At 40.1% G+C, this 13,614-nt stretch carries 11 protein-coding genes; 4 read left to right on the top strand and 7 right to left on the bottom strand.

Going from position 1 to position 13,614, the window contains the following annotated elements:
- Positions 1 to 209: 209 nt before the first annotated feature.
- From AACU33_RS14065 to AACU33_RS14055, 3 genes are all read right to left on the bottom strand, one after another.
- Positions 210 to 1,658 (bottom strand): glycoside hydrolase 100 family protein, encoded by a 1,449-nt coding sequence (locus AACU33_RS14065; protein ID WP_096589287.1) that lies wholly within the window; start codon positions 1,656 to 1,658, stop codon positions 210 to 212.
- A gap of 906 nt (positions 1,659 to 2,564) precedes the next feature.
- Positions 2,565 to 2,960: a hypothetical protein gene (locus AACU33_RS14060; RefSeq protein ID WP_339375998.1), complete on the bottom strand. Its 396-nt coding sequence runs from the start codon at positions 2,958 to 2,960 to the stop codon at positions 2,565 to 2,567.
- A gap of 267 nt (positions 2,961 to 3,227) precedes the next feature.
- On the bottom strand, positions 3,228 to 3,431 hold the full coding sequence (locus AACU33_RS14055; protein WP_096589285.1) for a hypothetical protein: 204 nt from the start codon (positions 3,429 to 3,431) through the stop codon (positions 3,228 to 3,230).
- Positions 3,432 to 3,902: 471 nt separating this feature from the next.
- Between AACU33_RS14055 and AACU33_RS14050 the strand changes: the two genes are divergently transcribed.
- The gene (locus AACU33_RS14050; RefSeq protein ID WP_096589284.1) at positions 3,903 to 5,096 is read left to right on the top strand and encodes a Coenzyme F420 hydrogenase/dehydrogenase, beta subunit C-terminal domain; all 1,194 of its coding nucleotides are present in this window, start codon (positions 3,903 to 3,905) and stop codon (positions 5,094 to 5,096) included.
- A gap of 132 nt (positions 5,097 to 5,228) precedes the next feature.
- On the opposite strand, the gene AACU33_RS14045 is transcribed toward AACU33_RS14050, so the two are convergent.
- On the bottom strand, positions 5,229 to 5,624 hold the full coding sequence (locus AACU33_RS14045) for a hypothetical protein (RefSeq protein ID WP_339375997.1): 396 nt from the start codon (positions 5,622 to 5,624) through the stop codon (positions 5,229 to 5,231).
- A gap of 271 nt (positions 5,625 to 5,895) precedes the next feature.
- Positions 5,896 to 7,125 (bottom strand): methionine gamma-lyase family protein, encoded by a 1,230-nt coding sequence (locus AACU33_RS14040; protein WP_096589282.1) that lies wholly within the window; start codon positions 7,123 to 7,125, stop codon positions 5,896 to 5,898.
- An 84-nt stretch (positions 7,126 to 7,209) separates the two neighbouring features.
- Between AACU33_RS14040 and AACU33_RS14035 the strand changes: the two genes are divergently transcribed.
- The 3 genes from AACU33_RS14035 (at position 7,210) to AACU33_RS14025 (ending at position 11,241) form a co-directional block, all read left to right on the top strand.
- Positions 7,210 to 8,028 (top strand): acyl-CoA desaturase, encoded by an 819-nt coding sequence (locus AACU33_RS14035; protein ID WP_096589281.1) that lies wholly within the window; start codon positions 7,210 to 7,212, stop codon positions 8,026 to 8,028.
- A gap of 237 nt (positions 8,029 to 8,265) precedes the next feature.
- On the top strand, positions 8,266 to 9,318 hold the full coding sequence (locus AACU33_RS14030) for a fatty acid desaturase (protein WP_096589280.1): 1,053 nt from the start codon (positions 8,266 to 8,268) through the stop codon (positions 9,316 to 9,318).
- Between the two features lie 801 nt (positions 9,319 to 10,119).
- Complete coding sequence (locus AACU33_RS14025) at positions 10,120 to 11,241, top strand: fatty acid desaturase family protein (RefSeq protein WP_096589279.1); 1,122 nt, start codon at positions 10,120 to 10,122, stop codon at positions 11,239 to 11,241.
- Positions 11,242 to 11,355: 114 nt separating this feature from the next.
- On the opposite strand, the gene AACU33_RS14020 is transcribed toward AACU33_RS14025, so the two are convergent.
- Both AACU33_RS14020 and AACU33_RS14015 read right to left on the bottom strand, forming a co-directional pair.
- Positions 11,356 to 12,621 (bottom strand): glutamate-5-semialdehyde dehydrogenase, encoded by a 1,266-nt coding sequence (locus AACU33_RS14020; protein ID WP_096589278.1) that lies wholly within the window; start codon positions 12,619 to 12,621, stop codon positions 11,356 to 11,358.
- Positions 12,622 to 12,624: 3 nt separating this feature from the next.
- Positions 12,625 to 13,032, bottom strand: a complete 408-nt coding sequence (locus tag AACU33_RS14015; protein WP_086687787.1) for a hypothetical protein — start codon at positions 13,030 to 13,032, stop codon at positions 12,625 to 12,627.
- Positions 13,033 to 13,614: the final 582 nt, after the last annotated feature.

The following is a 13,614-nucleotide window of genomic DNA, read 5'->3' as shown; positions in this document are numbered from 1 at the left end:
CACACTCTCTAGCACTATATTTCATTGTCTATTCTTTCAGGATAGCCTAATTTTTTAAATTAGTTCATTTATTTATGACATCTACTTTAAATTATTATCATAGACAGGAATGCAGAAAAAATAAAAGCCCCTATAGCTACAAAGGGGCTTTTAAAATATTGTTTATCCCGAACAATCAACCTATTTTAGTAGCAATAAATTCATTGCTACTATCTAGATGTGTATGGATCTATACTGCTAATTTCAAACTCACAAGCTCTAGAAACTGCTTCTGGGGATAATTCATCAAAACTCACCAATCGTAAATAACTGGGGTTAGCTAACAGTTCTTTTGCTAATAAGAACCCAGCAATTGACCAAGTTTGATATTTTCTCGCTTGTTTGCCAATCAATCGTCCTTTTTTGCCATCATAGTACTCCGGCCATTCATCTTCGCTCAGACGTGTTTGGGCAAGTTCAATCGCCTTTCTCACCAAACCTGTCTTTTTAGTTTTCACAGCCGCAGCTGCCAACATCCACATCAAAACAGGCCAGCTGCCAGCATTATGATAAGACCAAGGAATATTTTTCGGATCGCATCCAGTGACAATTCTATACTCTTCATCTTCCAAAGCTGGGAAACAGATTTTCATTGGCATATCTCCCACCAAATCTTCCCAGCGTTCTTCAATGAGAGTCATAATCGCTTGCGACTGTTCTTCAGTTGCAAGGTCAGAAACGATCGCCATCAAATTACCAAGGGAAAAGAAGCGCGTATCTAGTTGTGAAGGGCCAACATTTCCAGCTAAATAACCTCCTTTTCTCGGCAACCATTTATCTAATTCGTAATAGGGTAGAGAGTCTACATATATATTGAATAAATTGACTGCTCCTTTGCCATACTCTTCACTCTTGAAGCGATAAATTGCATTCAGGCGATTAATATCTATCCAATAATGCTGACGAATATGAGCGCATAAAAGAGGTAAGCGGTTATCAATTGCGGCGAAAATATCTTGATTACCTTGACAAATTAGCAACTCACGAGCAGCACGCAGAGCCGTATAAAATAAAACTTGAATTTCTAGCGGATGACCATATATACCCAAACGGCGGTCAATCATACAAGCGCCATCTGGAACTAATAGCGTTGGGTACATATCAAAACGATTCGCCAAGCAGATCTCCATAATCAACTTGATACCGTTTTGAAATTCAGGTCTATATGCTAAGGAACAATCTTTTGTAGCAATTACATAAGCACGCAACAAAATAATCCACCAGAGACAAGAATCCACAGGCGTAACTCGCGCGATCGCGTGTTCGCCAAAATCAGCTTCTAAATATTCCTCGCCATTGAGAGATACAACTTTGAAGCTAGCTGGAATTAAACCTCTTCCCGGTTTATATGCATCTAATGCTCTTTCTTTAGGCTGTAACTTTAATGTTTCTTCTAAGAAATTGCGAACAATTTCTGTTTTACCCTTGAGCAGAAAAATTAAAGCCGACGACACAAAATCTCGGATAAAGCATTGGTCGTAATTCAGCGCCTCTACAGACGGATCGTATGCGGCTAAAGTCCCCACAGGACGACCTTGATAATAGAGAATCGACTTTTCTAGTGCTGTCCAGGCTTGTTCTTCTATATTTTCAGCTATTACCAATTCGTTTATCTGCATCGCCAAAATAACTCCATTAGGATTGTAAATGTGTGGTAGATGCGTTTTGATTTATGCTGCTATTCGGATCATAACAAAGACGATTTTTTGAATAGCAAATAGAATTTGGGAATAATTAAGTCTAAAAAAGATGTCTGTAACTGCCGTTTTTTGCAGCTTAATTGACAGTTATTTTGCTTTTAAGCAATGAGCATATTGGTGAAAAATAAAATTTATTTTTTTCACCTTAAGCAATAATATTACTTTTAAAGCACTTCAGCAAAATATATTTTTAGATTGAGCGTCAATCCACTTTTATATATGGAATGTTTGCTTTCCCTACCAAAAATATATTGCTAGCACTGTTTAAGGTTTCCTTAAAATTTAACTAGTTACAGTATCTCTATTAAGTAGGATTGAGTTTTTGAGGCTACAAACAAAATGAAATTCATTCCCCTATAACTTAATAATTTATAACGTTTTTTCAGAAGTTGCAACATAAATAGTTAAAAAATTTAAGAAGTCAATACTTCTTAAGGATTGTATATTGTAACCTATTTACCATTAAGCAGGGAGCTTTTGAAAGTAAGTAGTTAAAATACAAAGTATGCCAAAGAGAGAAACAATAAGTTTTTATATTTGTGCTATTAAACCCAAAATATCCAATATTCAGCGAAGTTAAAGTGATTATTGAAACAATAACAAAACTTAAAAAAGTTGGCTTGAGGTTCATGCAAAGAAGCAGAGGAAGACTGTAGAGGAGTGCGATCGCGTTTGTATAGTGAATTTTTGTATGGCCACTAGACTTGAGTTCATACAATAAATTGTTGTTATAAAAGCAAAGCCCCCCAAGAGCTGAACTGGAGGGCAGAAAACACTACTTAATGAGCATGATGTGTATTACGCTGACAGAATAAAGAAATTAAATTAACCTGAAGATTGTGCATGACTATGATGATAAGCTTCCCAGGCTTGATATCCAAGATATCCAACAGCTGCTGTTAGAGCTACTGGAGCTACAAGTGAAACTGCTGCCCCTCCTACTACTGGTGCTGCGATCGTTGTAGCTACTTGTCCTACAGTAGCTACAACGCCTCCTAGAGTTGCTGCTTTTCCAGTAGCGATCAATGTGACTAAAGCCCCTGAAGCTACCCCCGCAGTAAATGCTGGTAGATTGCCGCAGTTTGATTCACACTTCATAATCACAATATCTCCTGCTGCCCTAGCTGGTGCCGGGAAACTCAGGAGAGAACTGGTAATTAGAAATAGTGTAACTAGGGTTACGGAAATTAGTCTTTTAGCACTTTGAAATATGTGCTGCATTTGGCTTCATCCTTTATAAATATAACTGCCAAGCAGAGATTACTTCAAACATAAGCAACATCAGCTTTTGGTAGCCTCGTGAGAATCAAGGAAATATCCTGACATTTTCTTAAATTTTGTTTAAAGTGCAACCTTGATTTTTTTATTGAAACAACAGTTTGAAATATGTTATTGGTTTATCCTTATCAAGAAGTCAAATTAGATAAATGAGGATGGGTTGGTATTACTACTTAACCCATCCAAATTATTACCCATATTTGATTAGCCTTATTGTTGAGAAAAAATACCCAACAAAAATCCTACAATAATACCTAAAAATCCTACAACCACTTCTACCAAGCTGGACTGACTTTCTGCGGTTACTGCTGCCCAAGCAGAATTGGGTAGAATTGTGGCAGCACTAGTAAACATAAGTAGCATCATTAAGCAAAAATACATGAGCTTTTTGGTACTTTGAAATATACGTTGCATATTATTTATTGTTGATAAATTACTGAGTAACCCACTTCAATGTAAAAATCAGTTTATACAACGTCAATAGTAATTACCGAAGAATATATAATCATCCAAAGTAATTAGTGAAATATTCGTTTTTTTCTCTTTGCGACCCTTGTGGAATTCGTGGTTCGTTTAAAAAATCAATATCATAGATAAAATTTAGGATTGCTATAGACTATTTACTCTACAGTTGCAAAAGACACGCTTACTAGTGGTGGCGTTAATTCCCTATGTTCCAGCTTATCTGCCAACACACGCAAGGTTAAAGCTTAGACTCTAGCAACTGCTTCTTCCCTATTCTGCATATAAGCGAGAACTCCAAGAATATGAATCACTTCTGTCAAAAAGCGTCCATCTTCTTCTTATTCAATTTCTATCGTAAAGTTCATAGCGTGTGACGGTATTGTAGTAAAAGCTATGCCTGGATAAAACAAACAATTTATTATGACTTCGGTTTCTCCTCACAAAAAAGCCAGAGCCTTAAAACCCACTAGCCGCCGCCCTGCGAAAGAACTTTGTAGCGAGTGCGGACTGTGCGATACATACTACATTCACTACGTCAAAGAAGCCTGCGCCTTCATTAATCAGCAGATAGGCGAACTCGAAGAACAAGCTCACACTCGCTCCCGCAATCTCGATCATCCCGATGAACTCTACTTTGGTGTTCATCAAGACATGATGGCGGCGCGGAAACAGCAGCCCATCGAAGGTGCACAGTGGACGGGTATTGTCAGCAGTATTGCGATTGAAATGTTGAATCGTGGCATAGTTGAAGGTGTTGTCTGCGTGCAAAACACCAAAGAAGACCGCTTTCAACCCATGCCTATTATTGCCCGTACTCCAGAGGAAATACTGGCAGCCAGAGTAAATAAACCAACACTATCGCCCAATCTCTCTGTTTTAGAGCAGATAGAAAAATCCGGGATGAAGCGGCTGTTAGTAATTGGAGTCGGTTGCCAAATTCAGGCATTAAGAGCCGTAGAAAAGCAGCTTGGGTTAGAAAAATTATATGTCTTAGGTACGCCTTGCGTAGATAACGTTACCCGTGCTGGACTGCAAAAGTTCTTAGAAACCACCAGCCGATCGCCTGAAACAGTCGTGCATTACGAATTCATGCAAGACTTCCGAGTTCACTTCAAACATGAAGATGGCTCATTAGAGACTGTGCCATTCTTTGGCTTGAAGACAAATAAACTCAAAGATGTCTTTGCTCCTTCCTGCATGAGTTGCTTTGATTACGTCAACTCCCTAGCCGATTTAGTTGTAGGCTACATGGGCGCACCCTTCGGCTGGCAATGGATTGTAGTCAGAAATGATACAGGCAAAGAAATGCTGGACTTGGTGAAAGATCAGTTAGACACCCAACCTGTTATGTCCCAAGGAAATCGTAAAGAAGCTGTACAACAAAGTATTCCTGCTTACGATAAAGCCGTTACCTTACCAATGTGGGCTGCAAAGTTGATGGGTGTAGTAATTGAGAAAATTGGCCCGAAAGGTTTGGAATATGCGCGGTTTTCGATTGATTCACACTTTACAAGGAATTACCTCTATGTGAAGCGGAATCATCCAGAGAAGTTGGAGGCGCATGTGCCGGAGTATGCCAAGCGGATCGTTGGGCAGTATAAGTTACCAGAGTAGTGTTTCATGTTTGCGTGAAATCTTATTTAAGCCTGCAAACGCAGGCTTTTTTTCTAGTGTCAAACTTATCAACTTAATCGGTGAAAACTTGTTTGTAATTACCTGTTAATGGCATTATTTCCTAGTTTGTTATTATTGAGATTGCTTATAACCTAAACGCTTACGGGCTAGAGTAACCGCTTTGATGTTCTCAGTAATTAAAGCGATTTGACCGCACAAACCAACTACGTTACCCATTGCTTCGAGTTCTTTATCATTTTTATTGTATGAAACTAGACCTAGCATAAAACAAATGGCAAATACATATCCAATAATCTTGAGATTATTTACTCCTCTGTTAAGATAAATCATGGCAGCAGGTGCAAAAAAAAATGTCAATACACCAGCAACTACAGGGTTTTTTTCTGCTAATTCCTCGCTTCTTTTTATGTCTCTTTGAGTTGGAATAAAAGGATTCCAAGGCGAATCTTCTGTTTGATTTTGATGAGGGTCATTTGCCATTTTTTTCTTAATGCCTTGTATCGGCAAATAGTTATACCAATTTTAAAAAATAATGGGACAAATGAATCTGTAAATTAAGGGTTTTTCCAACCTTTAAGCACAGTTTATATTTCACCACCATTAATTCAACTGGTATTAGTTTGTATACCTCTAAAATTCCACACAAAGATCGCTCTTGGCTTCAGAACCAACACGGTTATTATTGAAAATTTTGTTGAGATCTAAGAAGGGAAATTACTTAGATTTAAATTCTAAAAGTATAAAATAGAACAAGTGTTATGTATACTACAAAATCTTCTTAAGCCTCTCCTACTGCTTCTATTGCCGCTTCTAAAGCGATCGCAATATGCGTCCAATGCGTCCCTCCTTGGCAATAAACCACATACGGCTCGCGCAAAGGCCCATCTGCTGAGAATTCCAAGGTACTGCCCTCAATAAATGTCCCCCCAGCCATGACTACCTGGCTCTCATACCCCGGCATTTCATCGGGGATGGGGTCGAGGTAGGAACCAATGGGAGAATTTTGTTGTACGGCTTTACAGAAGGCAATCAGCTTTTGGGCAGAACTGAGTTTAATTGCCTGAATCACATCTCGCCGGGGAGCAAATGGGGCTGGATTTACTGGATAACCAAGCTTGTCAAACACATAACCGGTTAGGTGAGTGCCTTTCATCGCCTCTCCTACCATTTGTGGGGCGAGAAATAAGCCTTGGAATAGCAGGCGATTTTGGTCAAAAGTAGCACCACCATAACTACCAATACCAGGGGCAGTGAGGCGACAGGCAGCTGCTTCCACTAAGTCAGCACGACCGGCGACATACCCGCCAGCAGTGACAATCGTGCCACCAGGATTTTTAATCAATGAACCTGCCATTAAATCAGCACCCACATCTGTGGGTTCTTTTGTTTCGATAAATTCGCCATAGCAGTTGTCTACAAAGCAAACTGTGTTGGGATTTTGCTGTTTGACTAAGTGGACAATTTTTTCGATGTCAGCAATGGATAGACTAGGACGCCAAGAATAGCCACAGGAACGTTGAATTAAGACTAAACGGGTGTTATCTGCCACACTAGTACTTAAGGCTTGCCAATCTATAGTTCCTTCCGAGGTTAAGTCTAATTGGCGGTAATTTATGCCAAACTCAATAAGGGAGCCTTGGCCCTGACCCCGTAAACCAATCACTTCTTCGAGCGTATCGTAGGGAGAACCGACCACTGCTAAGATTTCATCTCCAGGACGCAGCACCCCAAATAACGCACAAGCGATCGCGTGAGTCCCGGAAACAAACTGTACCCGCACCGCCGCCGCTTCGGCACCCATTACCTGGGCAAATACTTTATCTAAAGTTTCTCGTCCTAAATCGTCGTGACCGTAGCCACTTACACCTGCAAAGTGGTGTGCGCCTACACGTCGATCGCGAAAGGCATTCAGCACTTTTTGAAGATTTTGCTTGACCTGAGCGTCAATTCCAGAAAAAATCTCTAACAGTGCCTGTTCTGCTTGCCGCAGCTGTTCCAAGCTGTTCATTGGTTCCTCGTTCACAAAAAAAATTTAAAATGCGGATTTTTAAATCGCGCAGACTAGGCTTGACCATTCCTATTCAGGTTTCCCATGACAATTGCTACCTCAACCAAACTTCAAATTAACTGGGTTAACACCCTATTTTTCGCTGCATTGCACATCGGAGCTTTGTTTGCCTTGGTTCCTAGTAACTTTAGCTGGAGTGCAGTTGGTGTCGGTTTATTGCTCTACTGGATCACTGGTGGTTTAGGAATTACTTTGGGATTTCACCGTCTTGTTACCCATCGCAGTTTTCAAACTCCCAAGTGGTTGGAATATGTATTAGTGTTATTTGGAACTCTCGCCTGTCAAGGCGGGCCAATTGAGTGGGTAGGTACGCACCGTATCCATCATTTGCACTCGGATACCGAACAAGATCCCCATGATTCTAATAAGGGTTTTTGGTGGAGTCACATGGGTTGGCTGATTTATCACGCACCTGCTCACGCAGAAGTTCCTCGCTTCACTAAAGACATTGCCGATGACCCAGTTTATCAGTTTTTGCAAAAATATTTTATTCTCGTCCAAGTGGCTCTGGGTTTATTGCTACTGGCTTTAGGCGGTTGGCCGATGGTTGTTTGGGGGATTTTTGTCCGCATTGTTTGGGTTTACCACTGTACTTGGTTAGTCAATAGCGCCACCCATAAATTCGGTTATCGTAGTCATGAATCTGGCGATCGCTCTACAAACTGCTGGTGGGTAGCCTTACTAGTATTTGGTGAAGGCTGGCACAATAACCACCACGCTTATCAATACTCAGCTCGTCACGGCTTGGAATGGTGGGAAATTGACATGACTTGGATGACTATTCAATTGCTGCAAGCCCTTGGTCTCGCTACAAATGTGAAGCTGGCAGATAAAAAATCATAAGCAAGTCTTTAAATGGTCAGTCACATCTTGACAATGGATGCTTGACTTTAGACATTTAATTGGCTAGGAAGTTTTTTTAGCAACTATCATCTCCATTCCTTAAAATCCAAAAAAAGAATTAACTCCAAAAAAAGAGTGGATTAGGTTGCTATAATCCGAGACGCTAATGTTAAGAAACTTTGCGGCAAACCACGTTGTGCTGCGTCGGTGATGAATTGTGTTGTTTTTTAGGTTTTCATGACTACATCAATAATCAAAGATCAGAAACAAGCTTATAATCCTGGTAATTCCGACCTGAAGCTGAAACATATCATTAAAAGCTTGCCAAAGGAGTGCTTTAAGAAAGATAGGCGTAAAGCTTGGACAAATGTGCTGATTGCTGTTGTAATGGTAGCTTTGGGCTACTTCAGCATTGCCATTTCTCCTTGGTTCCTCTTACCTTTTGCTTGGATTTTTACAGGCACTGCTTTAACAGGTTTTTTTGTTCTCGCTCATGATTGTGGTCATCGTTCGTTTGCTAACCGTCGTTGGGTAAACGATTTAGTTGGGCATTTATTAATGATGCCTTTAATTTACCCATTTCACAGTTGGCGTATTAAGCATAATTATCACCATAAGCATACAAACAAGCTCGATGAGGACAACGCTTGGCATCCCATCCGGACAGAAGTATTTGAAAGTTGGGGCCCGTTCCGGCAATCTGTGTTTGAAGGCTTCATGCGTAACCGCCTCTGGTGGGTAGGTTCTATTGGACATTGGGCAGTTGTACATTTTGATTGGCGTAATTTCAAAACTAAAGACCAATCGAGTGTTAAGCTTTCTGTGGCTGTAGTAGTTCTGTTTGCAGCTGTTGCCTTCCCTTTGCTTATCGCCACAACTGGTATCTGGGGATTTGTCAAATTTTGGCTTTTACCCTGGTTGGTCTACCATTTTTGGATGAGTACTTTTACGATTGTTCACCATACCGCTTCCGATGTACCTTTCGTAGCAGCTAACAAGTGGAACGAGGCTTTAGCGCAACTATCGGGAACTATTCATTGTGATTATCCACGCTGGGTAGAATTCCTTTGCCACGATATCAACGTTCACGTACCTCATCATCTTTCGACTGCGATTCCTTCTTATAATCTGCGGCTAGCTTACAGCAGCATCAAAGACAACTGGGGAGATTATCTGCATGATGAAAGTAAGTTTTCTTGGGCGTTAATGAAACAAATTACAGACCAATGTCAACTGTATGTAACTGATGTTGGCTACAAAACTTTTGACGACTATTATGCAGGAAAATAACAAGAAGAGTCATTAATTCTTGTTTTTTAAGCCTGCTAGTTAGCTCAATATCTGGCAATTTAACTCTATAAAAATTAGTCAGTAAATTGCCAGTTTATATTCTTTTACGGGTTAGTGAGAAGCGGCAGATATCTCAAGCTATGCAATGCAGAGGTAATATTTCCTTACCTCAACCAAAGTCCGATTTATACATAAAGACTGAATCCAGTGCCATCCACAATTATCAATCTCAACTATCCCTTTTTTCAAACATCATCTCAAGCTTTTACAGCGCTACCTTTTACTCTTCAGAATATAAAAAGGGCGATCGTATCTGAATATCTTCAGCCTGATTTAGGAAAGTCACTTTTTTGTGGCATCCTAATTATTTGAACGATCTATGCATTCGCTAATTATTACGCTTCTAGGTTTTTCTGGCTAATGTAAATCACAATTTTTGCCAGATACTCAGGTAAAGATTTACCATACATTCAACAGTAAATTTTCACCAAAATTCATAAAAAAACTACATTTTATGAATTCACCCATAAGCGTAGCTTAAGAGATTTTACGTTTACCTTCAGTAAAATCTTCCTTAGCTTTTTTTACATTTTGGCTAACTAATGCTAGCCTGCTTGTTGGCAACTATGCAAGTCTCTTATGAATGAGTACTAAGAATAAACAGTAAAAATTATTTTTACTATTCTCTCTTTCTAAGCGCGACTCTCAAGCTGGATTACAGGTTGTTAATTTTGGCAACACAGCCTCAGGCTACGCATTTTCTGTCAATCAATTCACAATTTATTTAGGTGAGGAATTTCTATGACACAACCACAGCTAACGAGAGTAACTTTTACTAAAAATTTCGGTTTTAGGAAAGAACTAAATAAACGAGTTGATGCTTATTTTAAGTCCGAAAATATTGCTACTAGAGATAACCCAGCAATGTACTTAAAAACACTGATTATTGCAACTTGGGTAATTTCTGCTTGGACATTTACTCTCTTCGGGCCACCGCAAATATGGCTAAAAGTGATTGGCTGTTTTGTTCTAGGTTTTGGTATTGCTGCTGTTGGTTTTAGTGTAGGACATGACGCTAATCATGGGGGTTATTCTAGTAAGAAATGGGTCAATAATGTCTTGGGCGTGACCTATGACTTAATTGGGGTATCTAGTTATTTGTGGAGATATCGCCATAATTTTTTGCATCATACTTTTACAAATATATTAGGCCATGATGTGGAAATACATGGTGATGGCTTAGTGCGGATGTCTCCTTATATGGAACATAAATGGTATCACTCATTTCAACACATTTTTATTTTATTTATCTATACCGTCATCCCAATTTACTGGTCGATTGCTGACATCTATCTGATTCTTTTCAAACGCAAGTATCATTCGCATTCAATCCCTACACCCAAACCTCTAGATATGACGATCCTTTTTGGAGGTAAACTGATCTGGTTGGGACTGTTCATCGGAATACCACTTGCTCTAGGATACACACCTATTCAAGTTATTGTCGGATTTCTGATAACTTACATGACTTATGGAGTGCTGATTTGCATAGTTTTCATGCTGGCTCATGTTATGGAAACAGCAGAGTTTATCCAACCACATGGAGAACCAGAACAAATTGATGATGAATGGGCAATTTTTCAAGTCAGAACAACTGTTGATTTTGCTCCTAAAAATCAGTTCTTAAATTGGTATTTAGGTGGACTTAACTATCAAGTTATTCACCATTTATTTCCCCATATCTGCCACATTCATTATCCAAAAATCGCTCCGATATTGGCAGAGTTGTGTGAGGAGTACGGGGTAAAGTATAATGTTTGTCCAACTTTTAGAGAAGCACTTGTTTCTAATTTTAGCTGGCTGAAATATCTAGGAAATAAGCGGCATGAAGAGTATCAGGATGTAGTTTTAGTGAAAAACTAACAGAATGTAAAATTCTAGATATCTTTATGCCTTAATGGGGGACATGGTAAGACTGTCTCCCTTTTTTTATGCTTGATTAATGCCGTTAAGGGTGGGTAAACCACGCCCCTACTCCTAAAATCGCCCATTTCCTTGGACGATATGCTTAACAGTCGTCAGAGTTTCTAGGCTAATAAATCCCCGACGATGACCTTTTTGATTAGACATTCCTAAGAATATCGAGTCTCCGCGTGAGGGGTTGCGAGAAAAACGCGGGGATGCATTGATGTAGGTAGAAGCGCTATTTACCCCCAAGGCAAACTGGCGACTTTCTTGATAGGATTCGGTGACAATGCAGTCAGCATGACCGCTACTATATTGATTAATCCAAGCGATCGCAGCTTCTAAGCTATCAACTAGTTTAAAAGCTACTGTCTTAGTTAAATAGGCACTTCCCCATTCTCCATCTTTAGCCAGTTGTAATTGGGGAAAGGCTTCTACTAATTCTGCATCGCCTTTAATCTCAAAGCCTTTGTCCTTTAAACTATTCCACAGCACTGCCAAGGATGATGGTAAGGCTTGGCGGTGGATTAATACTTTTTCGATGGCGTTGACTGGGTCTGGTTCGCTTTCATGGCTATCGATAATCATCCACCGTACCATTTCCAAGCTGCTATTGAGCGACCAATAAAGGTAACAGTTGCCCATCGCTGATTTTAATACTGGGCAAGTTGCTTGCCGCATTACTTGCTGTACTAAGGTGGAACGTCCGTAGGGAATGACTAAATTTACGTACTGGTCTTGGATGACTAAATCGCGAATCGATGCACCATGTTCTGTGGTAATCAGTTCTAAACAGCCTGGTGGTAGACCAACTTCAGTAATAGCATTTTGTAGTACATTCGCGATCGCCTCGTTAGAATGACTCGCCTCTGTACTGCCTTTAAGAATGATACTATTACCAGTTTTGATACATAAACCCGCGGCGATCGCCCCTAAATCGGGAAAGGCTTCATAAATAAAGGCAATGACTCCTAAGGGCATTAGCTGGGAGTAACTTTGAGAATCATCTTGTTGATACTCAGCGTTTCTCACCCGTCGCAGCGGATCTGATAATTCCCCCAAACGTTGTAGGGTTTCCACTGTCGTTTCTAGCCTGCTGGGAGTTAATTTCAGCCAATCTAAAATTAACTCTGGCACTGCCATTTCTCGACTGGCTTCTAGATCTAAAGTGTTAGCCTCTAGAATGTCATCAAATGAGTGTTCTATTGCTCGTGCCATCGCTAATACAGCACGACTGCGGTCTACTCCCTTTGCGATCCCCAGCTTTAAGGAAGCTTGATAAGCGCGTTTAGCGCTATTGATTGGTTCGGGGCGATCGTCCAAAACTTCAACGGTCATGGGTTAACGTCTGTAGGTAAGCCAGACCATCAGTGCTGGCAGAATAGCCAACAGCACCGCCACCATTGCCCAAGCAATTATGGTGGAACCATTTGCTAATCGCAGTGCTAATGGTAGCCATATAATCACTAGCACGAAAATAATGCCCAGCGCTATCGGCAGATAGCTTTCTCCCAGTCGCGGATGGACAACATGCCAACTATTTCCCACCCAGCGCCAAGCCCGCTTGTAAGGATAAGTGGTGGAAAGTTGCTCTAGGACATAAGCATCATTTTCTACCACAAAGATTTGTTGACAGCGATCGCAACCAAATGCATCTGTCAGCGTAATCGGAATTAACCGTCCCCGGCGACGGCAAGGACAGGGATATTCCGTATTGAAGTCAATTTTTTCAGGTTTTTGAGATTGCACAAGCGTTCTAATAACTTGAGCTTATTTTTTACAATATGTGAAATTAAAATTTCCTGGTCTATACCTTAGGTACTGGTTTTATGATTTGCCAGCTTTACAAAGATAGAGAGGCAAAGCCAATACTGCTATGATTCCCAAGGATAGATAAGGCTAAATCGGGCTGTCGTAACTACTATCTTCAAGTTCGGATATTGAAACAGAAGCTATCTGTCTGCTGTTTTTCCCTATATTTGGCAATCTTGTTTAAGGATTTTATTCTCTTCATCTGTGGCTTAAAAGGTAATTTTTAGTGGTGTTTTTAGACATTTATGATTTTTGAATATCTGGCACAGTTTTCAGTTTACGCGGCCATATCTCATAAAACAACTGTTTTCTGAGGCTACGTCTAAAAGTAATCAGTACCAGCAAATCATGTACTCAGATGTTCGCAGTTATTTTGTTTGTCTTATTCATCGTTATTACTCCCATGCGTATTCATTATTGCTTATCCCTGAGTACTAATACTCATTTATTACCAATAAATCACAGAGATTTTTTGAGAATAGGGAGTCTGAAAACATCAGTCAGTTATCCGACTCTTGC

This window comes from Calothrix sp. NIES-2098 (assembly GCF_963875125.1).
In the GTDB taxonomy this organism is placed as follows: Bacteria; Cyanobacteriota; Cyanobacteriia; order Cyanobacteriales; family Nostocaceae; genus Aulosira.
Note: the sequence above shows the minus strand (reverse complement) of the source record. Positions and strands in the feature narration are given on the sequence as shown.

What these genes read in the sequence shown, in the direction of transcription:
- AACU33_RS14035 (WP_096589281.1), top strand. Translation starts at nt 7,210, where the DNA reads ATGACAATTGCTACCTCAACCAAACTTCAAATTAACTGGGTTAACACC.
- AACU33_RS14060 (WP_339375998.1), bottom strand. Translation starts at nt 2,960, where the DNA reads ATGCAGCACATATTTCAAAGTGCTAAAAGACTAATTTCCGTAACCCTA.
- AACU33_RS14030 (WP_096589280.1), top strand. Translation starts at nt 8,266, where the DNA reads ATGACTACATCAATAATCAAAGATCAGAAACAAGCTTATAATCCTGGT.
- AACU33_RS14065 (WP_096589287.1), bottom strand. Translation starts at nt 1,658, where the DNA reads ATGCAGATAAACGAATTGGTAATAGCTGAAAATATAGAAGAACAAGCC.
- AACU33_RS14025 (WP_096589279.1), top strand. Translation starts at nt 10,120, where the DNA reads ATGACACAACCACAGCTAACGAGAGTAACTTTTACTAAAAATTTCGGT.
- AACU33_RS14040 (WP_096589282.1), bottom strand. Translation starts at nt 7,125, where the DNA reads ATGAACAGCTTGGAACAGCTGCGGCAAGCAGAACAGGCACTGTTAGAG.
- AACU33_RS14050 (WP_096589284.1), top strand. Translation starts at nt 3,903, where the DNA reads ATGACTTCGGTTTCTCCTCACAAAAAAGCCAGAGCCTTAAAACCCACT.
- AACU33_RS14055 (WP_096589285.1), bottom strand. Translation starts at nt 3,431, where the DNA reads ATGCAACGTATATTTCAAAGTACCAAAAAGCTCATGTATTTTTGCTTA.
- AACU33_RS14020 (WP_096589278.1), bottom strand. Translation starts at nt 12,621, where the DNA reads ATGACCGTTGAAGTTTTGGACGATCGCCCCGAACCAATCAATAGCGCT.